This is a genomic window from Amycolatopsis sp. NPDC050768, assembly GCF_040654155.1.
Lineage (GTDB): Bacteria > Actinomycetota > Actinomycetes > Mycobacteriales > Pseudonocardiaceae > Amycolatopsis.
In genome coordinates this window covers 342,096-361,918 of record NZ_JBFAHL010000006.1, presented here as the reverse complement: position 1 = coordinate 361,918, position 19,823 = coordinate 342,096, and the positions used below count along the sequence as shown (strand labels likewise).

Sequence of the window (19,823 nt, the reverse complement as noted above, 5' to 3'; positions counted from 1 at the left end):
TTGATGTCGGACGGACTGGTGCCCCGCAGCCTGCTGTTCATGCCGGGCTCGAAAGCGGCGATGATCGCGAAGATCCCGGCGATCGCGCCCGACGCGGCCGTGGTCGACCTCGAGGACGCCGTGCCCGCCGCGCAGAAGGCCGAAGCGCGGGAGACGACCGTGGCCGCACTGGCGGGCTTCGACGCCGGCCCTTCGACGACGGTGCTGGTGCGGGTCAACCCCGTCACCTCGCCGTGGTTCGCGGACGACCTGGCCGCGGTGGCTTCGCTGGGCGGCGTCGGCGTGGTGCTGCCCAAGTACGAGCGGCGTGAGGAGATCGACGCGGTGCGGGCGCGGGTCGGTCCCGACGTGCCGGTGATCGCCGGGCTGGAGACCGTGCGCGGCGTGGCGTTCTGCCGTGACCTGCTGCGCGCCGGGATCGACTCCGTCTACTTCGGAGCGGAGGACTACATCGCCGACATCGGCGGCGTCCGCACCGCCCGCGGGGACGAGGTCTTGTACGCCCGCAGTGAAGTGCGGTTGGCCGCCCATCTGTGCGGGGTGTCCACAGTGGACCAGGCCGTCGTCTCGATCCGCGACGACGACCGCTTCCGCGCCGACGCCCACCAGGGCCGCGCGATCGGCTACACGGGCAAGATCTGCGTGCACCCCCGCCAGGTCGAGCTGGCGCACGAGGTCTTCACGCCCGCCCCGGACGAGGTCGCCCACGCGCGCGCCGTCCTGGCCGCCGCCGACTCCGGCGTCGCCGTCGTCGACGGCCAGATGGTCGACGACGTCCACGTCCGCATGGCGCGCACAGTGCTGGCCCGAGTGCCGGGGGAGGCGTGATGCGCGTCGGGTTGATGTTCCCGCCCGCGGGCGATCCGGGGGAGATCCCCGCGGTCGCGCGCAGGGCCGAGGAAGCCGGGTTCGACTTCTTCTGTTGTGGTGAACACGTGTTCTTTCACGGGCCGATGACCAACGCCTTCGTGGGGCTGGCCGCGGCGGCCGGGGCGACCGAGCGGCTCGGGCTGATGAGCGCGCTCACGATCCTGCCGGTGTATCCGGCGGCGCTGGCGGCGAAGCTCGTGGCGACGCTCGCGGCGGTGTCTCGCGGCCGGTTCGAGCTGGGGGTCGGCGTGGGTGGTGAGCATCCGCCGGAGTTCGAGGCCGTCGGCGTGCCGCTGGCCGAGCGCGGCCGCCGGACCGACGAGGCCCTCGAGGTGCTCGACCGGCTGCTCGCCGGGGGCCCGGTGACGTTCGACGGCGAGTTCACGACCATCAAGGATCAGGAGCTCCAGCCGGTGCCCGAACGTCGGCCGCCGGTGTGGGTCGGTGGCCGGCGGCGCGCGGCGATGCGGCGGGCCGCGCGGCACGGTGACGGCTGGCTGCCCTACCTGGTCGCGCCGGATCGGCTGCGCGACAGCCTGGCGCAGGTGCGGGAGCTGGCCGTGGGGTACGGGCGGCGGCCCGAGGACATTCGCGGCGGCGTGTACATGTGGTCCAGTGTGGACACCGACGGCGACCGGGCCCGGCGTGAGGTGGTGTCGGCCGTGAGCGAGACCTACCGCCAGGACTTCGAGGGCCACGCCGACCGTTACCTGTTGTTCGGCACGCCGGCGCGCGTGCGTGAGCGGCTGGCGGAGTACGCCGAAGCGGGTGCCGAGAGCGTGATCTTCGCGCCCGCGTGCGCGGATCACGACCGCGCGATCGACCTGTTCGCCACCGAGGTCCTCCCGGGGATCCGGGAGAGGGGGATGTCCCGTGTCTGAGTTCACCAAGGTCCTGGTCGCGAACCGGGGCGAGATCGCGGTCCGCGTGATCCGCGCCGCGCGCGACGCCGGGCTGGTTTCGGTCGCCGTCTACGCCGATCCGGACGCCCGGGCACCGCACACCCGACTCGCCGACGAGGCCTACGCGCTGCACGGCAGCACGGCCGCCGAGTCCTATTTGGACATCGACAAGATCCTCGACGTCGCCAAGGTCAGCGGCGCCGACGCCGTGCACCCCGGCTACGGGTTCCTCTCGGAGAACGCCGCCTTCGCCCAGGCCGTGCTCGACGCCGGTCTCGTGTGGATCGGCCCGGGCCCGCAGGCGATCCGCGACCTCGGCGACAAGGTGACCGCGCGCAAGATCGCCCGGTCCGTCGGCGCGCCGCTGGTGCCGGGGACCGAGGAGCCGGCGGCGTCGGCCGAGGAGGTCGTGGCGTTCGCGCGTGAGCACGGGCTGCCGGTGGCGATCAAGGCAGCGTTCGGCGGTGGGGGTCGCGGGCTCAAGGTCGCGCGCACGCTCGAAGAGATCCCCGAACTGTTCGAGTCCGCCACGCGCGAAGCCGTCGCGGCCTTCGGCCGGGGCGAGTGTTTCGTCGAGCGCTACCTCGACCACCCCCGGCACGTCGAGGCGCAGGTGCTCGCCGACGCGTACGGCACGGTCGTCGTGGCCGGCACCCGCGACTGCTCGTTGCAGCGCCGTCACCAGAAGCTGGTGGAGGAAGCCCCGGCGCCGTTCCTGAGCGCCGAGCAGCGCGCGCTGATCCACTCGTCCGCCAAGCAGATCTGCGCCGCGGCGGGATACCTCGGCGCGGGTACTGTCGAATACCTCGTGGGCACCGACGGCACGATCTCGTTCCTGGAGGTCAACACCCGTCTGCAGGTCGAGCACCCCGTGACCGAGGAGACGACAGGCCTCGACCTCGTGTTGGAGCAGTTCCGCATCGCCCGCGGCGAGCGGCTGACCATCGCCGATCCCGAACCACACGGGCACGCGTTCGAGTTCCGCATCAACGGCGAGGATCCGGGCCGCGGGTTCCTCCCGATGCCCGGCACCGTGCGCCGCTTCGACGTACCCGAGGGCCCCGGCATCCGCCTGGACTCCGGTGTGGAGGCGGGCAGCGTCGTGGGTGGACAGTTCGACTCGATGCTGGCCAAGCTGATCGTCTCCGGGCCCGACCGCGCGACGGCCCTGGCTCGCAGCCGGCGGGCGCTGGCCGAGCTGGCGGTGGAGGGTCTCGCGACCGTGGTGCCGTTCCACCGCGCCGTGGTGCGCGACCCGGCGTTCACGGCCGAGAACGGGTTCACCGTCCACACGCGCTGGATCGAGGAGGACTTCGCCAACACCCTGCCCGAGTACTCCGCCGAACCCGCCGACGACGGCAAGGTGTCGATCTCCGTCGGCGGCCGCGCCCTGCGGGTGTCCTTGCCCGGTCTGTCCGAAGTGGGCAGCCGGGCCGACGAGATCCGCGCGGCTTCCGCGGCCGTGGCGCTCGGTCCCCGCGCGACGGCCGTGTCCGGCGACGCGGTGACGACGCCGATGCAGGGCACGGTCGTGAAGCTCGCCGTGGCCGAAGGCGACCCGGTCGAGGCCGGCGACCTCATCGCCGTGGTGGAGGCGATGAAGATGGAGAACCCGGTGAAGGCGCACAAATCCGGCGTGGTCACGGGACTCGCGGTGGCGGTGGGCGACAGCCGCGCCCAGGGCGAGGTGCTCTGCGAGATCGCCGGGTAAGGTCCACCGGGGAGTTTCCGTTGGTACGACAGGGGAGCACGCTCGTGGATCTCGGAATCGCCGGCCGCACGGCCGTGGTGTGTGCGTCGACCCAGGGCCTCGGGCGGGCCTGCGCGGTGGAGCTCGCCCGGGCGGGCTGCACCGTCGTCGTCAACGGGCGCTCGGAGGACTCGACGCGCGCCGCGGCCGCGGAGCTCGCGGCGGAAACGGGCGCGACCGTGGTGCCCGTGGCGGGCGACCTCGGCGACCACGCCGTGCAGGACGCGCTGCTCTCGGCCGCGGGACCGGTCGACATCCTCGTGAACAACAACGCCGGTCCGCCGTTCCGCGACTTCCGCGAGGTTGACGAAGACGCGCTGTTCGCCGGCGTGCGCGCCAACATGGCCACGCCGATCCGGCTGGTGCAGCTGGTCGTCGACGGCATGGTGGAACGCCGGTTCGGCCGGATCGTGAACATCACCTCCGGCTCGGTCAAGATGCCGCTCGCCGGACTCGACCTCTCCAGCGGCGCGCGGGCCGGCCTCACCGGGTTCCTCGCCGGCGTCGCCCGGTCCGTCGCGCACGCCAACGTGACGATCAACTTCCTGCTGCCCGGCTCGTTCGACACCCGCCGCCTGCGTTCGGGTCAGGAAACGGCGGCTGCGAACGCGGGAGTGACGCCGGAAGCCGTTGCGGACCGGCAACGCGCGGCGATCCCCGCCGGCCGGTTCGGCGAGCCCGCGGAGTTCGGCGCGGCGTGCGCCTACCTGTGCTCGGCGCAGGCGGGGTTCGTCACCGGCCAGAGCCTGCTCATCGACGGCGGGGCGTTCCCGGGCGTGCTCTGACGCCCGGGCCCCCGAGCGTCAGCCGACCCAGACCGTCTTGAGGTTGCAGAACTCCCGGATCCCGTGCGACGACAGCTCGCGGCCGTAACCCGAGCGCTTCACGCCGCCGAACGGCAGCTCCGGGTAGGACACCGTCATGCCGTTGATGAACACCTGCCCGGCGTCGAGGTCGTCGATGAACCGCTCGATCTCGCCGGCGTCCTCGGTCCACGCGTTGGACCCGAGGCCGAACGGAGTCGCGTTCGCGATCTCCAGCGCCTCGTCGAGGTCCGCCACGCGGTAGAGCGAGGCGACCGGGCCGAACACCTCTTCGGTGAAGATGCGCATCTCGCGCGTGATGTCGGTGATCACCGTCGGAGGGTAGAACCAGCCCGGGCCTTCCGGCCGTTTCCCACCGCACAGCACGGTGGCGCCCGCGGAAACGGCCTCGTCCACCAGTTCCTCGACGTCGGCGCGGCCCTGTTCCGTGGCCAGCGGCCCGACCTTCGTGTCGTCGTCGAACGGGTCGCCGACGGTCAGCGCCCGCATCCGCTCCACGAACTTCCTGGCGAACTCGTCGTAGACGTCGGTGTGCACGATGAAGCGCTTCGCCGCGATGCACGACTGGCCGTTGTTCTGCGTGCGCGCCGTCACCGCGGTCTCGGCCGCGCGGTCGAGGTCGGCCGAAGGCATCACCACGAACGGATCGCTGCCGCCCAGTTCCAGCACGGTGTGCTTCACCTCGTCACCGCAGATCGCGGCGACCGAGCGCCCGGCCGGCTCGCTGCCGGTGAGCGTGGCGGCGGCGACGCGCGCGTCACGCAGGATCGGCTCGACCTGGTGCGCGGAGACCAGCAGCGTCTGGAAGCAGCCTTCGCCGAATCCGCCGCGGCGGAACACGTCCTCGAGGTACAGGGCACACTGCGGCACGTTGGACGCGTGCTTGAGCAGCCCGACGTTGCCCGCCATCAGCGCGGGCGCGGCGAAGCGCATCACCTGCCACAGCGGGAAGTTCCACGGCATCACGGCCAGCACCACCCCCAGCGGCTGGTAGCGGCCCAGCGCGCGCGACGCGCCGACCACCGACGGGTCCGGCAGCGGCTCGTCGGCGAGGAACGCTTGCGCGTGGTCGGCGTAGTACCGCATGCCCTTGGCGGACTTCAGCGCCTCGGCGCGGGCCGAGGCGAGCGTCTTGCCCATCTCGGTCGTCATCATCCGCGCGACGTCGTCGGCTTCTTTTTCGAGAAGGTCGGCGGTGGCGTGCAGCAGCGCGGCGCGCTCGGCGAACGTGGTGCGCCGGTAGGTCTGCCACTGTTCGTGCGCGATCCCGATCCTGTCCCGGACCTCGGCCTCGGTCAGCTCGGTGAACGTCTTGACCGTCTCCCCGGTCGCGGGGTTGATGGTGGCGATCGCCATGGGCGGAGCCGTCCCTTCTCCTCGTCGCGGTGCGGCCGCGCGGGCCGTCCCCAACACGAGCCTAGGTCTTCCCGGCCCCAGCAGCAGGCAAACCAGCGGCAGGCAAACCACTGGCGGGCAAACCAGCGGCAGACAGGCCGCAGCACGAAGCCCCCAGGCTCGTGAGTCCCTGGAGGCTTCGGCTCAGCCCGCCCGAGGCGGGAGTGGGAACCCGGCCGCCGCACCTGGTCGGGGTCAGCACGCGGCAGCCGGGAGATCATTCGTCGTCGGGGTGGTCTTCGTCGTCGCCGGTTTCGGGGTTGCCGTCGTAGATCACTGAGCCGTCGTCGCGCATCCATTTGCCGATCGCCGTCACCTCCAGCGGCTCGGCGAGGAGGAGTTGGACGGTGTAGCCGTAGAAGCGGGCGTAGAGCAGCACGTTGGTGAAGGCCGCATCCGCTGCGCCGGGGTTGTTTTCCAGGCGCCACAAGGTGAGTGGGCTGATGCCGAGGGTTTCGGCGACCTCGTCGCGGGTCAGGCCGGCCTTCTGGCGCAGCGTGTGCAGGTGTTGCAGGAGCTGCCACAGTTCGGACATCGCCTGGGCGTCGCCGGCGTTGTCGCCGTGGGGCATGCGCTCGCGCCAGGGCGGGCGGCGTTGTCCCGGGTCGTCTTCGACGAGGACGACGTGCAGGCGGTAGCCGAGGTGGCGGGCGTAGGCGTCGAGGGTAGGCAGGGTCTGGCTGGTGCGGGCCCGGGTGCGCAGCGAGTGGATGTTGCCGGCGAGCATGCCGAGGATCCGCCCCGCTTCCCGCAGGGTGAGGCCCTCGGCGACGCGGATCTCTTCGAGCCGCGCGGCGACGATGTCGAGTTGCGCGAGCGCCGACCGCTGGACCAGTGCGGTCATCGCGGCCGCCGGAAGCAGGTGCGGCAGTCGCGTGCCCTGTCACGGTCGTCGCCGAGTTCCTGCGACAGTTCCGAGCGGAACGCCCACCGCGCGGGAATGACGAAGCCGTTCTGCGTGCAGCCGGGGCTGAAGGTGTCCCGTTCCTCGTCTTCCAGCTGAGCGCGCAGGTACCGGTGGTTACGCGTGTCTCCCGCCCAGAAATGCACGGCGAACAGGCCACGCTCGATCATCGCCGGTGACAGCTCGCCGGTCACATCATCTGCCGCTATTGTCATCGCTCACCCTCCCCGAACACGTCACGTGTGCACGAGGCTACACTTTGAAGTAGATGAGGCGAGAGTGCAATATTTACACTCTCGCCTCACTCGAAAGGAGCATGATCGTGTCCAACCCGCCTTCCCTTCGCCGTCGGCGCCTGGTGTCGGCGCTTCGCCGGCTGCGCACCGAAGCGGGGCTGACCATTGTGGACGCTGCCGAGGCCGCGGGGTTCTCCGAAGCCAAGCTCAGCCGGATCGAAACGCTGCGGCACATGGTCAACGGCGACGACACCTACCGGCTCGCCCAGGTCTACGGGGCGGACCAGCAGACAACGGATGCGCTCGTGCAGCTCGCGCGAAGCTCCAAGCAGCGCGGGTGGTGGGCGGCGTACTCCGATGATGCGCTCGGCCGGCTGACGGACTACATCGAAATGCAGGCCGATGCAGTTCGCATTCGCGAGTTCGAGGAAGGCATCGTGCCGGGCGCGCTCCAGACCAGCGGGTACACCGAGGCGGTTCTGCGCCTCGGTCTGCCGGATGCCAGCGAGGAGACAATCCAGCAGCGGCTCAAGGTCCGAACCGAACTCCAGGAGAGTGCCCGATCCCGAGACCTGCGGATGTGGGTGATCCTCGACGAGATGGCGCTGCGGCGCCCCGTCGGCGGTCGCGGCGTGATGGCGGACCAAGTGGCCGCGCTGATCTCGGCGGCCAACTCGCCCGGCATCCGTGTGCAGGTGCTCCCGACGGACATGAGCGGCCATCCGGCGATGGGAACTCCCTTCACGCTGCTCGATCTTGCCGATCGGGCCACGTATGTCTACCTCGACACCCTCGCCGGTGGCTCATACCTGGAGGAGACTCGCGACGTGGACCGGTATGAGTCGGCCTGGGAGGCGCTCCAGGCGACAGCGTTGAGCTTCGAGGATTCGACTAGCCTGATGGCGACCATTCGAACCGAGCACCAAGGCGGGTAGAACGTGAACGAGACCCGGCTGTGGCGCACCTCGTCGTATTCGAGCAGTGAAGGGCAATGCGTCGAGGTCGCCGTGGGCATCGAGTCGGTCGGCATCCGGGACACCAAGGACCGCCAGGGCGGCGAACTCGACGTTCGCGCCGCCGCGTGGCCGGCCTTGCTGGAGCAGCTCGGGCGCTGACCGCGCAAGAAGGCCCCCAGCGACTCGTGAGCGCTGGGGGCCTTTTGCTGTCTCTGCTGCCGGGATTCTCGGGATTCTCGGGATCAGCCGACGGGCTGCAGGACGAAGTCGTAGCGCGCCTCGACCCACGGCACGGCCGACTCGCCGCCGTCGGGTGTCGGGCCCGGCTCGCGGGGCTCGAAGGTGACCACGAGCTCCTGCTTGGTGCCGAACACGACGTCGCTGTCGAGGTACTGGGCGCCTTCCTGGAACAGGTGCGTGATCAGCGGCTCGTGCCCGGCGGCGTTCACGAGGAAGTGCACGTGGGCCGGGCGGAAGTGGCTGATGTCGGTGCGCGAGATCAGGTCGCCGACGGGACCGTCCATCGGGATCGAGTACCCCTTCGGGGCGATCGTGCGCACGCAGTAGGTGCCGTCGGTGCGAGCGGTGTACTTCGCGCGCAGCCGGGCTTCGTCGATCTCCGGCAGCTGCGACTCGTACGAGCCGTCGGCGTCCGCCTGCCACACGTCGAGCAGCGCGCCGGCGACGGGAGAGCCATCGAGGGAACGGACGGCGCCGCTGACGTAGAGCGGGGTGCCCTCGACGCCGTCGGACATGTCGCCGCCGAAGTCGAGCTCGGGGGAGCCGTCGATGTGGAACGGGCCGAGCACCGTGGCCGGCGTGGCTTCCTTCTCGAAGGAGTGGTTCATCTGCACGACGAGCATGCTCAGGCCGAGCACGTCGGAGGCGAGGATGAACTCCTCGCGCTTCTCGTCGCTGATCTGGCCCGTCCTGGTGAGCCACTGGATCGCGGCCATCCACTCCGGCTCGGTGAGCCGCACTTCGCGCGCGAAGTCGTGCAGGTGGCGCACGAGCGCGGTCATCAGCTCCTTCGTGCGCGGGTCGTGCGCGGTGCCCCACCGCTGCGCGGCCAGCTCCGTGATGTTGTCCTCGGTGACGAGCTCCATTGACGTCCTCTTCTCGACCGGATTCCGTGGGGTCAGGGCGTGTACGGGTCCGGCTCCACGGGCCGGTTGTTCAGGTCTACCGCGAGAAAGATGTCGTTGCCCACGGGGTGGCGCAGTTCCTCGGCGAGCTGCCCGATGAGCCCGGCCGTGCGGGCCAGCAGGGCAAACCCGCGCAGCAGTTCCAGCGGCAGCCCGAGGTCGGCCAGCGCCGCGCCGCAGACGCCCGCGCCGTTGAGCGGCAGCGTTTTGCCGAGCACCTGCGGGTGCACGCGGCCGATCGCGGTGAACAGCGCCAGGTGCGGGCCGACGAGCCCTTCCTCGGCGGCGATCTCCAGCAGGCGCGGCGTGCGCGGGTCGCCCTGCTTGTGCACGTGATGCCCGAGCCCGGGGACGAACTCGCGGGCTTCCCGTTTCGTGCGCACGGTTTTGAGGGCGAGCGCGTCCCAGCCGGCGTCGTCGGTGGGGAGGTCGCCGGCCGAGGCGAGCACCTCGTGCAGGAAGCGGCCGCAGTCCTCGGTGACGCCGAGGAAGCGCGAGCCACCGCCGAGCAGGCCGGCGGCGAGCGCGCCCTGGATCGAGTCGGGCGCGGACAGGTAGGTCAGCCGCGTGACGATCGCGGTCGGGGTGAAGCCGTGGTCGGCCAGCGCCGCGAGCACGGCCTCGAACACGCGGGTCTCGCCCGGCGTCGGCCGGCGCTGCGTCGCGAGCCAGAAGGCCAGCTCGCCGAAGCCGACCTTGCCCATCACGTCGTGGGCCAGGTCCTGGCCGAGCAGGGTGATCTTGTCGAGCGACGACGCTCCGAGCGCCGTCTCGTACACGGGCGGTTCGCTCACTCGGATTCCTCTCGCGGGGTACGGAGCCAGGCGCGCAGCTCGGCACCGTGCTCGTCGAGCTCCGGCGGCGGCAGCCGGTAGGACGCCGGGGTCGCCGAGAGCCGCAGCGGGTGGCGCGTCGTGGGCACCGCGCGGTCGCCTTCGCCGACTTCGACCACGGGATCGAGCCCGAACCGCTCGGCCATCGCGAAGCCGCCGTCGATCGTGGAGATCGGGCCGCACGGCACGCCCACGGCCGTGAGGGCCTCGAACCAGTCGACGGCGCCGCGGGCGGCCAGGCGCTCGACGAGGATCGGGCGCAGCTCCTCGCGGTTGCGCGTGCGGTCGGCGTTGTGCGCGAAGCGCGGGTCTTCGGCGATCTCCGGGATGGCGAGCACGTCGCACAGCTTGCGGAACTGGCCGTCGTTGGCCGCGGCGACGATGATGTCGTCGTCGGCGGTCGGCAGCGGCTCGTACGGGAACACGCTGGGGTGCGCGTTGCCCATCCGGTAGGGGACCACGCCCCCCGCGACGTAGGCGGAGCTGTGGTTCACCAGCCCGGTGAGCGCCGAGGACAGCAGGTTGACCTCCACGAGCTGGCCGGCGCCGGTCGCGTCGCGGTGGCGCAACGCGGCGAGGATGCCGATCACGGCGTGGTTGCCGGCCATCACGTCGAACACGGAGATGCCGGCGCGGTACGGCGGCCCGGCGGGGTCGCCGGTGAGGCTCATCAGGCCGGAGATCGCCTGCACCATCAGGTCGTAACCGGGCACGTGGCTGCCCGCGCCGGAGCCGAAGCCGGTGATCGACGCGTAGACGAGGCCGGGGTTGAGGGCGCGGACGGTCTCGTAATCGAGGCCGTACTTGGCGAGGCCGCCGGGCTTGAAGTTCTCGATGAGCACGTCGGCCCGGGCGGCGAGCTCGCGCCCGACCGCCGCGTCGCCCTCGTCTCGCAGATCCAGGGCGATGGAGCGCTTGCCGCGGTTCACGCCGAGGTAGTAGGTGGAGGTCTCGCCGCGCACCGGCGGCATCCAGGTGCGGGTCTCGTCGCCCTGTGGGCCCTCGACCTTCACGACTTCGGCGCCGAGGTCGGCGAGCAGCATCGTGGCGTACGGGCCGGCCAGCACCCGGGAGAAGTCCGCCACCAGCAGCCCCGACAGCGGTCCGGTGCCCGCTCCCGCCGGGGAGTCTTCCATGCTTCGCCTCTCTTCGGTCCGTCAGGCGGACCACTGTCCGTCCGAGTCGTCCAACCGAGAGTCTGCGCCAGTGCGACGCGCCGGTCAAGCGTGGGTCAGGACACGGCCGGCGCGGTGGCGGCAGCACTGTGGGGCACGTCCTGCAGGCGCGCGAAGTCCGCACTGATGTCGCCCGCGGCCTGCAGCAGCAGTGGCAGGTGGTGGCCGATCAGGCGGTCGACCGGGGTCTCGGCGGCGTGGCAGTTGACGTTGACGCTCGCGATCACGCGGCCGGACCCGTCGCGCAGGGGCGCCGCCACCGAGCGGATGCCGAGGGTGAGCTGCTCGTCGGTCAGCGCCCAGCCGCGGGCGCGGACCTCACGCAGCTCGGCGTCGCGTTCGGCGTGACCGGGCTGCCAGCGCGGCACGAGCCCGGAGCGCGTCGGCTCGGCGAGGGTCGTCTCGAGCTCCTCGGGTGACAGGGCAGCGAGCAGGACTTTGCCCAGCGATGTCGGCAACGCCGGGAACCGGGTGCCGATCTGCACGGCCAGCGACACGATCTTCGGCACCGAAACCCGGGCCACGTAGACGATGTCGGACCCGTCGAGCTGCGCGATCGAGCAGGACTCGTTCGTCTGCGCCACGAGCTTCTCCAGGTGCGGGCGCGCGATGTCCCACAGGCCCATCGACCGCACGTAGGCGACGCCGAGCTCGAGCACGCGGGGCGTGAGGGCGTAACCACGCTCGGCCGCGCGCACGTAGCCGAGTTCTTCCAGCGTCAGCAGGATCCGCCGCGCGGTGGGGCGGGCCAGCTTCGTGGCGGTCGCGACCTCGGCGAGCGTCATCACCGGCTGGTTGGGCCGGAAGGCGGCGATCACTTCGAGCCCGCGGGCGAGCGCCTCGATGAAGTCCGGACCGGTTCCCTCTCGTGGCATGGCACGACCTCCTCACGGCCTGGCGGGCACTGCGTCCCGCGAAGCGTATCCGCTCTCTGTCCGCGAGACGGACAGCGTCGCCCAGCCTCGCGCGACGCCGGGGCCCGGCCGGGCATTGACAGGGGCTCCGCGGTGCGCAAAAGTGTCTGCACCCCACTGGTTGTCCGTCAAGCGGACGATTGTACGCGTCAGGGGTCCGAGGGGGCTCCGGCGTGGAAGAGAGGCAGCCATGAGCGAGCCCACCGGCCGGCCGGTCGTCCTGCGCGGCGGGACCGTGCTGACCGTCGACGCCACCCGCCGCGTGCTGCCCGGGCACGACGTGCTGGTCACCGGCGACACGATCACCGCCGTCGGCCCGGAGCTGGCCGTGCCCGAAGGCACCGTGGAGATCGACGCGACCGGCGGCATCGTGATGCCGGGCATGATCGACACGCACCGGCACATGTGGCAGACGGCGATGCGCGGCTACGGCGCCGACTGGACGCTGACGCAGTACTTCGTCTGGTACTACCTCGAACACGGCAAGACATTTCGCCCGGCCGACGTCTACGCGGGCAACGTGCTGTCCGCCTGGGAAGCGCTCGATGCCGGCGTGACGACCACAGTGGACTGGTCGCACGGGCTGCAGACGACCGAGCACGCCGACGCGGCCGTGGACGCGCTGCAGGCCGTGCCGGGCCGGTTCGTGCTGGCATACGGCAACATCCAGGACGCGCCGGCGCACTGGACCGCCACGCCCGAGTTCCGCGAGTTCGTCGCGCGCCGCATGACCGGCGACCCGATGCTCGGCTTCCAGCTGGCGTTCGACGTGACCGGCGACCCGGCGTTCCCGGAGAAGCCGGCGTTCGAGGTCGCGCGTGAGCTCGGCGTCCCCGTGACCACGCACGCGGGCGTGTGGGGCGCGACCGGCGACGACGGCATCCGCCTCATGCACGACCACGGCTTCATGACGCCGGAGACGATCTACGTGCACGGCGCGTCGCTCTCGGCCGACTCGTACCACCGGATCGCCGCGACCGGCGGCTCGGTGTCGGTGTCCACCGAGAGCGAGCAAAGCGCGGGCCAGGGCTACCCGCCCACCTGGGCGCTGCGCTCGCACGGCATCCCGGTGTCGCTGTCGATGGACACCTCGGTGTGGTGGAGCGGCGACCTGTTCTCCGCCATGCGCACCACGCTGGGCGCCGACCGGTCCCGCGAGCACCTTGAGGCGCACGCGAAGGGCGACACCGTCACGCACGCCGCGCTGCGCGCCGACCAGGTCGTGGAGTGGGCCACCCGCGGCGGCGCCAGGGCACTCGGGCGGGAGGCCGAGCTGGGCAGCGTCGAGGTCGGCAAGAAGGCCGACCTGGTGCTGGTGAAAAACGATCACTCGCCGGTGTCGTTCCCGCTGCTCAATCCCCACGGCCACATCGCGTTCCAGGCCCAGCGCGGCGACGTGCACACCGTGCTGGTCGACGGCCGCATCGTGAAGCGCGACGGCCGCCTCGTGGACGCCGACCTCGCGGCGGTGCGCCGCACGGTGGACGCGACGGTCGAACACCTGCGTGCGCAGCTGGGCGACGAGGCCTGGGAGCAGGGGATGAACCCCGACGTTCCCGCGGCGAAGGTCCTGGACAACCCGTACACCTACACCGAATACCAGAGCGGCAGCACGCACGGCGGGTGACCACTGTGGACGTTTCCGCTCGGTTCGCCTTACGGTGGGGCGAGCGGGACGTCCGAGGCGGGAGGCCGGCATGGCAGGCGGTGCTGAGCGGTCGCGCGTGCCGGCCCCGATCGAGCCGATGCTCTCGACCCCCGACGGCGGCCTCCTGCGCGACAGCCCGGACTACGCCTACGAGTTCAAGTGGGACGGCTACCGCTCCATCATGCGCGTCGCCCCCGACGGCACCACCGTGCTGACAAGCCGCAACAACAACGACTTCACCGGGCGCTTCCCCGAGCTGCTGGGCGTGTTCGGCGACGCGCTGGGCGGGCGGCCCGCGGTGCTCGACGGCGAGATCGTGGCTCTCGACGAGCAGGGGCATCCCGACTTCGGGCTGCTGCAGAACCACGACAGTTCCCAGCGTTCCGTGTCGTACTTCGTGTTCGACGTGCTGTGGCTCGGCGGTGATTCGCTTTTGGACGCTCCGTACGACGAACGCCGGGGTGTTCTTGAGTCACTTGCGCCGTTGGACCGCCGCCTGGCGGCCATCACCCCGTCCTACTCCCACACGGACTTGTCGGCGCAGGGGATGTCGCCGCAGGACCTGCTGGACGTGGCTCAGAAGACGATGCTCGAAGGCCTGGTGGTCAAGGCGCGAGCTTCGCGGTACCACCCCGGCCGGCGGAGCCCGGAGTGGCTGAAGCACCCGCTGATCCGCACCACGGAAGTCGTGCTCGGGGGCTGGCGGCCGGGCCAGGGGCGTCGCGCTTCGACCCTGGGTGCGCTGCTCCTCGGTGCGCACGATCCTGCGACGGGCGATCTTCTGTACCTGGGTGATGTGGGGACGGGGTTCACCGAGCAGATGCTGGTGGATCTGCGGGAGACGCTGGCGCCGTTGGAGCGGCCGGCGAGCCCGTTCGCCAACGTGGTGCCCCGGGACCGGGCCCGGGGGGCGCATTGGCTGGCACCTTCGCTCGTCGGCGAGGTGGTGTACCGCCGCCTGACTCCGGGCGACCAGCGGCTTCGGCACACGGCTTGGCGGGGGTTGAGGCCGGATCGGGTGCCGGGTGAGGTGGAAGTTCCTCTGTCGCCCTGATCGCACCAGCGGGTTGTCCTGGCCCCGAGATGCGGTCGGCGGCGGCAGTCAGTCAGTCGATGATGTCCTCGCTACCAGACCGACAACAGTCGCGCGTCGGGCTGACCGTTTTCATCGACCCCGACGAGATGGGCTGCTTCGGGGCCGCTGCGGGAGTCGTCGTCCAGCGGGATGGCGAAGCGATGCTCGCCGGAGTCGACCGCGAGGTAGCTGTGGGGGACCACTTCGTAGCCGTCGATCACGTTGCCGACGAAATAGCGCATGACGACCAGCGACTGTCCTTCGGGAAAGCGCCATGCGCGGCAGCCGTACATCCCAAACGGGTTCGTGAGCGCTCGCAAGACGGGTCCGTCGAAATGCAGTTCGACGTAGTCGCGGACGAAGCTGACCGCGCTGATCTCGCGGCAGACCAGGAGTTGCAGCGACGCGGACGGGTCGTGAGCGGGGGCCACGCCGTGATCGTGCCAGAACTCTCTCTCCGCCGTGCCCGCCGAAGGTGGAGTGACGGGCGCTACCCCCGGTGGACGAGCCATCCGCTGGCGTGCCATGCTGAAATGTCAATCACTGACACAGGAGGCATCTAATGACAGGCACGCAGTGATAGGGGTTCGTCAAGGCGGCGGCGACGGAGCTGCCGCGGGGCGTGCGCATCAACTGCGTCAGCCCGACGGTCCTCACCGAATCCACGGCCTACCACCCGTATTTCCCCGGTTTCACGCCCGTGCCGGCGGCCGAGGTGGCGCAGGCGTATCTGCGGGCAATGGCGAACCCCGTCACCGGCCGCGTGCTGAAGCTGCACAAGACCGACAGCTGACGGGGGAAGAATCCATGACCATCACCGGCGGCGCCAGGGGTCTCGGCCGGAAGCCGCGCGCAGGTTGATCGCCGCCGGGCACACTGTCTACATCGGAGCGCGGGACGCTACGCGGGGCCGCGAGGCCGCGGATCAGCTCGGGGCGAAGTTCCTGCAGCTCGATGTGACCGACGACGAGTCCGTTGCCGCGGCGGCCGGCCGGTTGACCGAGTTGGACGTGCTCGTGAACTGTGCGGGCGCGTTCGAGGGCATGCTCAAGCCCGAAGACGCGACGGCGGGGCACATGCGGGAGATCTTCGACGTCAACGTGTTCGGTGTGGTCCGGACGATTCACGCGTTCCTGCCGGTGCTACGACGGTCCGACACGCCGGTGATCGTGAACGTGAGCAGCGGCCTGGGGTCGTTCGGGACGGTGAACAACCCCGAGCGGCACGAGTCGCGGTTTCCGTTGCCGGTGTACGCGTCGTCGAAGGCGGCGGTGGGGATGCTGACCGTGCAGTACGCCAAGGGGCTGCCGGGAATCCGCGTGAACGCGGTGGATCCCGGGTTCACCGCGACCGAGATGCACGGCATGAGCGGCGACGGGATCCAGACCGCCGAGAAGGGCACCGACTCGATCGTGCGCCTGGCGAGCATCGGCGCGAACGGTCCTACCGGCACGTTTTCCGACCGCCACGGCGAGCTGCCGTGGTGACCGGCGCGCTGGTCCTGGGCGGAGGCGGGATCGCGGGCATCGCGTGGCTCACCGGGCTGCTGACGGGCCTGGCCGACGCGGGCCACGACGTCACGCGGGCGGGCGGCTGGTCGCCGCCGGCTGTGCCGTCCAGGGACTCTGGCCGCCGGCGACGATCGACTGGCGCTGACGCACCCGGTTGCGGATGCACTTTTCACAGCCGGTAGCCAATCGCCGGAAGAGGCCGTCAGCAGCACCGCGGCCGCACGTGATCGAGACCCGGTCCGAAGGCCGGTGCAGGCACCGCGGCGTCAGAGAGCCCGGCTCGGCGCACGGCGGGGGTCGTCATCGCGTGGCTCGAACGTCGAGCGGGGGCGGATGGCCGAAGCTGGTGAGCGCCGCCGAACCGGTGCACCGCAAGAGGATTCCCGAACCGTGCCCACCCGAATCAGGCCCGATCGCCGACGCACCGGCACGCCGCAGGCAGCAGCATCGATCCCCGAGAAGGCGACCAGGACGTCGACGTGCGCGACGCCCGTGCCCAGCCGCCCGCGGTGAATCCGGCCCCGCGGATCCACGCCGAGCCGCGCGGGGATCCGGCCGGTGCCCGGTCCCGAGCCGGCCGGAGGTGCCCGAAACCGGGGTTACCATCCGATTCATGCTGCGCCGATGTTCCTCGGTCGCCGGGCCGTGGCGTGCTCCACGAAGCCCGGCGTCGCATCGTGCGGGGAACTGGCGCGCAGCGAGCTCGACGGGTGAGTTTCCACCGCGTGGCCCTTCCTGGTCACCACCGACCACAAAGGACACCCGAGGACCGCTGAGGTCGGGGATCGCCTGCCGAGAGCTGTCTTCGAGCCGGGGAGGCGCCGATGACTGAGACCTATCCGCCGCGCCGCAGCCCCGCGCGGATCGCCGTGATCGTCATCGCGGTGGTCGTGCTCGTGATCGGCGTGTGCCTGGCCATCGGGGGCGGTGTCCTGCTGCTCGTGTTCGGCTCCGGCGGGTCGCTGAAGTCGGGGGAGCACGACGTCACGACCCCGACCGCGGCCATCGTGACCGACACGGCGCAGATCACCGACACCGGCCGGCTCACCCGCGCGCTCGGGTCGCCCTCGGTGAGCGTCCACGCGACGGGCGGCAACTCGTCCGGCCTGTTCATCGGCATCGGGCCCGCCGCGGACGTCGACCGGTACCTGACCGGGGTGGCGATCGAGCAGGCGCGCAACTTCAACCTCGACCCGTTCGCGCTCGACGCCGTCCGCCGCGACGGCACGGCACTGGCGTTCCCGCCGGCCACCCAGCCGTTCTGGGTCGCGTCCGGGGCGACCGACGTGACCTGGCAGATCACCGACGGCGACTACCGCGCGGTCGTGATGAACGCCGACGGCACACCCGGCGTGGACTCCCGCCTCAGCGTCAACCTGAACCTGCCGGGCCTCTTCGGCTACGCGCTCGGCTTCCTCATCGGCGGGCTGGTCCTGGTCGTGGCCGCCATCGTCGCGCTCGCGATGGGCCGGCCCCGCAGCCGGGCCCCGGAGCCGACCACGCCGACCCCGCCGCCGCAGTACTGAGACCGCGGACCGGGCCGGCAACCATGGCAGAACACACCGCGACCGTCGAGCACGCGAAAACCCCCGAGTTCCTCAGCCGCGCACGGTCGATCGCGCTGGTGCTGTGGCGGCGCGCCCCGTTCACCACGGCCGTTGTCGTGGCCATGGTCGCGCTCGGCCTGGCGACGGGCACGCTGTGGAGCGCCGTCGAGACGCGCGAGTGGTTCCCGCAGGTGTCCTACGGCCTGCCCTCGCTCCTCGACGGCCGCTGGTGGACGTTCCTCACCGGCCCGTTCTTCGCGCTGACCCCGCTCTTCTACCTGCCGGTGGCCGGCGGGTTCGCCCTGCTCGTCGGCCCATCCGAAGCACGGCTGGGAACGCGCCGGACCGCCGCGATCGCCGTGGGCGCGCAGCTGGCCGCCACCCTCGGCGCTTCGCTGATCCTGCTCGCGCTGCGCGGCACCGGCTGGGAATGGGCGACGCAGCTCGCCGGCCGCACCGACGTCGGGTTCTCCGCGGGCGCACTCGCCGTGGTCGCCGTGGTCAGCGCGACCATCCGCTCACCGTGGCGGCTGCGGTTGCGCGCGCTGCTGTGCGTGTACGTCGGGGTGTCGATCCTCTACATCGGCACGCTCGCCGACCTGGAACACCTGCTCGCCGTCGGCCTCACGCTGCCGCTCGCGCGCCGGCTCGCGGGCCCGAAACGCCTGCGCTCCACGGGCCGCCCGACGCGGCGGGAGTGGCGGCTGCTGGCGGTCACCGGTCTCGTCATCGCGGGCGCGGTGCAGATCGTGGTGCGCATCGCGCCCGGCGTCAGCCCGCTCGGCTCCACGGCGGACCAGGCCGACTCGGTGCCGGAGCTGGCGATCGTGCTCGTGGTGATCGCGTTGATGATCAACGGCCTGCGGCGCGGCAAACGCGCCGCCTGGCGATGGGCGGTGGGGCTCGCCTCGCTGATCGTGGCGCTCGGCGTCGTGATCGCCGTGGTCGTGCTCGTCGCGGAGATCTTCGGCCTGGCCTACACGATCGAAAACGCGTCGTTCCTCATCGCCGACGCCGTGCTCTGGGGCGCCATGCTGACGCTGCTCATCGCCGCGCGCGGGGCATTCCGCGTCCCCTCCCGGCGGAAGCGGCGCCGCGCGCTCGGCTCCCGCGACGTCGACGGCGCCACCGAGCTGCTGCAACGCCACGGCGGCGGCACGCTGTCCTGGATGACCCTCTGGCCGGAGAACTCCCACTTCTTCGGCCCCGACGCCGAGTGCTACCTCGCCTACCGCCGCCACGCCGGGGTGGCCATCGCCCTCGGCGACCCGATCGGCCCCGACACCGCCGGCACGATCAGGGCGTTCGCCGAGCTGTGCGACAACTCCGGGCTGGTGCCGTGCCTGTTCTCCGTCACCGACGAGACCACCGCCGTCACGGACTCGCTCGGCTGGGCGCGCGTGCAGGTCGCCGAGGACACCCTCGTCGACCTCGAGGACCTGGAGTTCCGCGGGAAGGCGTGGCAGACCGTGCGCTCGGCGCTCAACCGCGCGGTGAAGGAGGGCGTCACCTTCCGCCTGGTGACGCTGGCCGACGAACCGTGGTCGCTTGTCGCGCAGGTGCGCGCGATCTCCGAGGAGTGGGTGGGGGACAAGGGGATGCCCGAGATGGGCTTCACCCTCGGCGGCGTGGACGAGGCGCTGGACCCGCGCGTCCGCGTCGGCCTGGCCGTGGACACGGACGGCGTGGTCCAGGGCGTCACGTCGTGGCTGCCCGTGTACGGCGGCGACGGGCAGGTCGAGGGCTGGACGCTCGACGTGATGCGCCGCCGCGGCAACGGGTTCCGGCCCGTGGTGGAGTTCCTCATCGCCTCGTCCTGCCAGGCGTTCCGCGCCGAGGGCGCGCGCTTCGTCTCGCTGTCGGGCGCCCCGCTGGCCCGCGCCCCGGAGGCGCCGCCCGCCGCGCCGCTCGAACGACTCCTCGACTCGTTCGGCGGAGCGATGGAGCCCTACTACGGGTTCCGTTCGCTGCACGCGTTCAAGACGAAGTTCAAGCCCCGCTACGTGCCGATGTACCTCGCCTACCGCGAGGAGGCCGACCTGCCGCGGATCGGCGTCGCGCTCGCGCGCGCGTACCTGCCGGACGCCTCGCTGAGCTCGCTGGTGCGGATGGGGAAGAACTGACGGGACGGGCGGGCA

General features: G+C 71.4%; 20 protein-coding genes. 12 read left to right on the top strand and 8 right to left on the bottom strand.

Going from position 1 to position 19,823, the window contains the following annotated elements; genetic code table 11:
* The first annotated feature begins 3 nt into the window (after positions 1 to 3).
* Genes AB0H62_RS20330 through AB0H62_RS20315 form a run of 4 tightly spaced genes read left to right on the top strand, consistent with a single transcriptional unit; the run spans position 4 to position 4,307 of the window.
* Positions 4 to 828 (top strand): CoA ester lyase, encoded by an 825-nt coding sequence (locus AB0H62_RS20330; RefSeq protein ID WP_360587449.1) that lies wholly within the window; start codon positions 4 to 6, stop codon positions 826 to 828.
* Positions 828 to 1,751, top strand: coding sequence for an LLM class flavin-dependent oxidoreductase (locus tag AB0H62_RS20325; RefSeq protein ID WP_220241298.1), 924 nt, complete (start codon positions 828 to 830; stop codon positions 1,749 to 1,751). The genes AB0H62_RS20330 and AB0H62_RS20325 overlap by 1 nt, the downstream gene beginning before the upstream one ends.
* Positions 1,744 to 3,483 (top strand): biotin carboxylase N-terminal domain-containing protein, encoded by a 1,740-nt coding sequence (locus AB0H62_RS20320; protein WP_360587446.1) that lies wholly within the window; start codon positions 1,744 to 1,746, stop codon positions 3,481 to 3,483. Before AB0H62_RS20325 ends, AB0H62_RS20320 begins: the two co-directional genes overlap by 8 nt.
* Before the next feature lie 44 nt (positions 3,484 to 3,527).
* The gene (locus AB0H62_RS20315) at positions 3,528 to 4,307 is read left to right on the top strand and encodes an SDR family oxidoreductase (protein WP_360587444.1); all 780 of its coding nucleotides are present in this window, start codon (positions 3,528 to 3,530) and stop codon (positions 4,305 to 4,307) included.
* Between the two features lie 18 nt (positions 4,308 to 4,325).
* On the opposite strand, the gene AB0H62_RS20310 is transcribed toward AB0H62_RS20315, so the two are convergent.
* The 3 genes from AB0H62_RS20310 to AB0H62_RS20300 form a co-directional block, all read right to left on the bottom strand.
* The gene (locus AB0H62_RS20310; protein WP_360587442.1) at positions 4,326 to 5,702 is read right to left on the bottom strand and encodes an NADP-dependent succinic semialdehyde dehydrogenase; all 1,377 of its coding nucleotides are present in this window, start codon (positions 5,700 to 5,702) and stop codon (positions 4,326 to 4,328) included.
* Between the two features lie 256 nt (positions 5,703 to 5,958).
* Positions 5,959 to 6,585 (bottom strand): helix-turn-helix transcriptional regulator, encoded by a 627-nt coding sequence (locus AB0H62_RS20305; protein ID WP_360587440.1) that lies wholly within the window; start codon positions 6,583 to 6,585, stop codon positions 5,959 to 5,961.
* On the bottom strand, positions 6,582 to 6,839 hold the full coding sequence (locus AB0H62_RS20300) for a hypothetical protein (protein WP_220241294.1): 258 nt from the start codon (positions 6,837 to 6,839) through the stop codon (positions 6,582 to 6,584). The genes AB0H62_RS20305 and AB0H62_RS20300 overlap by 4 nt, the downstream gene beginning before the upstream one ends.
* Positions 6,840 to 6,961: 122 nt before the next feature.
* Between AB0H62_RS20300 and AB0H62_RS20295 the strand changes: the two genes are divergently transcribed.
* Entirely contained in the window at positions 6,962 to 7,816 is an 855-nt protein-coding gene (locus tag AB0H62_RS20295; RefSeq protein ID WP_360587438.1) for a helix-turn-helix transcriptional regulator, read from the top strand.
* A 3-nt stretch (positions 7,817 to 7,819) separates the two neighbouring features.
* Positions 7,820 to 7,996, top strand: coding sequence for a DUF397 domain-containing protein (locus AB0H62_RS20290; protein ID WP_220241292.1), 177 nt, complete (start codon positions 7,820 to 7,822; stop codon positions 7,994 to 7,996).
* An 83-nt stretch (positions 7,997 to 8,079) separates the two neighbouring features.
* On the opposite strand, the gene AB0H62_RS20285 is transcribed toward AB0H62_RS20290, so the two are convergent.
* From AB0H62_RS20285 to AB0H62_RS20270, 4 genes are all read right to left on the bottom strand, one after another.
* Entirely contained in the window at positions 8,080 to 8,943 is an 864-nt protein-coding gene (locus AB0H62_RS20285; RefSeq protein WP_360587435.1) for a dioxygenase, read from the bottom strand.
* Positions 8,944 to 8,975: 32 nt separating this feature from the next.
* Entirely contained in the window at positions 8,976 to 9,776 is an 801-nt protein-coding gene (locus AB0H62_RS20280) for a citryl-CoA lyase (protein ID WP_360587434.1), read from the bottom strand.
* Entirely contained in the window at positions 9,773 to 10,951 is a 1,179-nt protein-coding gene (locus AB0H62_RS20275) for a CoA transferase (RefSeq protein ID WP_360587433.1), read from the bottom strand. The genes AB0H62_RS20280 and AB0H62_RS20275 overlap by 4 nt, the downstream gene beginning before the upstream one ends.
* A gap of 95 nt (positions 10,952 to 11,046) precedes the next feature.
* Positions 11,047 to 11,865, bottom strand: coding sequence for an IclR family transcriptional regulator C-terminal domain-containing protein (locus AB0H62_RS20270; RefSeq protein ID WP_220241288.1), 819 nt, complete (start codon positions 11,863 to 11,865; stop codon positions 11,047 to 11,049).
* A 229-nt stretch (positions 11,866 to 12,094) separates the two neighbouring features.
* On the opposite strand from AB0H62_RS20270, the gene AB0H62_RS20265 reads away from it, so the two are divergent.
* Positions 12,095 to 13,531 carry an amidohydrolase family protein gene (locus AB0H62_RS20265; RefSeq protein WP_220241287.1) on the top strand — a complete coding sequence of 479 codons (1,437 nt, stop codon included), beginning with the start codon at positions 12,095 to 12,097 and terminating at the stop codon, positions 13,529 to 13,531.
* 70 nt (positions 13,532 to 13,601) lie between these two features.
* Entirely contained in the window at positions 13,602 to 14,606 is a 1,005-nt protein-coding gene (gene ligD, locus AB0H62_RS20260; protein WP_360587431.1) for a non-homologous end-joining DNA ligase, read from the top strand.
* A gap of 71 nt (positions 14,607 to 14,677) precedes the next feature.
* Here ligD and AB0H62_RS20255 read toward each other — a convergent pair whose 3' ends face one another.
* A complete protein-coding gene (locus AB0H62_RS20255) occupies positions 14,678 to 15,058 on the bottom strand; it encodes a hypothetical protein (protein ID WP_220241285.1) in 381 nt (126 codons plus the stop codon).
* Between the two features lie 191 nt (positions 15,059 to 15,249).
* On the opposite strand from AB0H62_RS20255, the gene AB0H62_RS20250 reads away from it, so the two are divergent.
* The 4 genes from AB0H62_RS20250 to AB0H62_RS20235 all read left to right on the top strand — a co-directional run bounded on the left by AB0H62_RS20250 (position 15,250) and on the right by AB0H62_RS20235 (position 19,808).
* Positions 15,250 to 15,420, top strand: a complete 171-nt coding sequence (locus AB0H62_RS20250; RefSeq protein WP_360587429.1) for a hypothetical protein — start codon at positions 15,250 to 15,252, stop codon at positions 15,418 to 15,420.
* A gap of 64 nt (positions 15,421 to 15,484) precedes the next feature.
* Positions 15,485 to 16,114 carry an SDR family NAD(P)-dependent oxidoreductase gene (locus AB0H62_RS20245; RefSeq protein ID WP_360587427.1) on the top strand — a complete coding sequence of 210 codons (630 nt, stop codon included), beginning with the start codon at positions 15,485 to 15,487 and terminating at the stop codon, positions 16,112 to 16,114.
* 848 nt (positions 16,115 to 16,962) lie between these two features.
* Positions 16,963 to 17,664, top strand: coding sequence for a hypothetical protein (locus tag AB0H62_RS20240; RefSeq protein ID WP_360587425.1), 702 nt, complete (start codon positions 16,963 to 16,965; stop codon positions 17,662 to 17,664).
* A 23-nt stretch (positions 17,665 to 17,687) separates the two neighbouring features.
* Positions 17,688 to 19,808 (top strand): DUF2156 domain-containing protein, encoded by a 2,121-nt coding sequence (locus AB0H62_RS20235; RefSeq protein WP_266117907.1) that lies wholly within the window; start codon positions 17,688 to 17,690, stop codon positions 19,806 to 19,808.
* Positions 19,809 to 19,823 lie beyond the last annotated feature (15 nt).

What these genes read in the sequence shown, in the direction of transcription:
- AB0H62_RS20285 (WP_360587435.1), bottom strand. Translation starts at nt 8,943, where the DNA reads ATGGAGCTCGTCACCGAGGACAACATCACGGAGCTGGCCGCGCAGCGG.
- AB0H62_RS20270 (WP_220241288.1), bottom strand. Translation starts at nt 11,865, where the DNA reads ATGCCACGAGAGGGAACCGGTCCGGACTTCATCGAGGCGCTCGCCCGC.
- AB0H62_RS20265 (WP_220241287.1), top strand. Translation starts at nt 12,095, where the DNA reads ATGAGCGAGCCCACCGGCCGGCCGGTCGTCCTGCGCGGCGGGACCGTG.
- AB0H62_RS20235 (WP_266117907.1), top strand. Translation starts at nt 17,688, where the DNA reads ATGGCAGAACACACCGCGACCGTCGAGCACGCGAAAACCCCCGAGTTC.
- AB0H62_RS20310 (WP_360587442.1), bottom strand. Translation starts at nt 5,702, where the DNA reads ATGGCGATCGCCACCATCAACCCCGCGACCGGGGAGACGGTCAAGACG.
- AB0H62_RS20330 (WP_360587449.1), top strand. Translation starts at nt 4, where the DNA reads ATGTCGGACGGACTGGTGCCCCGCAGCCTGCTGTTCATGCCGGGCTCG.
- AB0H62_RS20295 (WP_360587438.1), top strand. Translation starts at nt 6,962, where the DNA reads ATGATCGTGTCCAACCCGCCTTCCCTTCGCCGTCGGCGCCTGGTGTCG.
- ligD (WP_360587431.1), top strand. Translation starts at nt 13,602, where the DNA reads ATGGCAGGCGGTGCTGAGCGGTCGCGCGTGCCGGCCCCGATCGAGCCG.
- AB0H62_RS20325 (WP_220241298.1), top strand. Translation starts at nt 828, where the DNA reads ATGCGCGTCGGGTTGATGTTCCCGCCCGCGGGCGATCCGGGGGAGATC.
- AB0H62_RS20275 (WP_360587433.1), bottom strand. Translation starts at nt 10,951, where the DNA reads ATGGAAGACTCCCCGGCGGGAGCGGGCACCGGACCGCTGTCGGGGCTG.
- AB0H62_RS20240 (WP_360587425.1), top strand. Translation starts at nt 16,963, where the DNA reads ATGACTGAGACCTATCCGCCGCGCCGCAGCCCCGCGCGGATCGCCGTG.
- AB0H62_RS20305 (WP_360587440.1), bottom strand. Translation starts at nt 6,585, where the DNA reads ATGACCGCACTGGTCCAGCGGTCGGCGCTCGCGCAACTCGACATCGTC.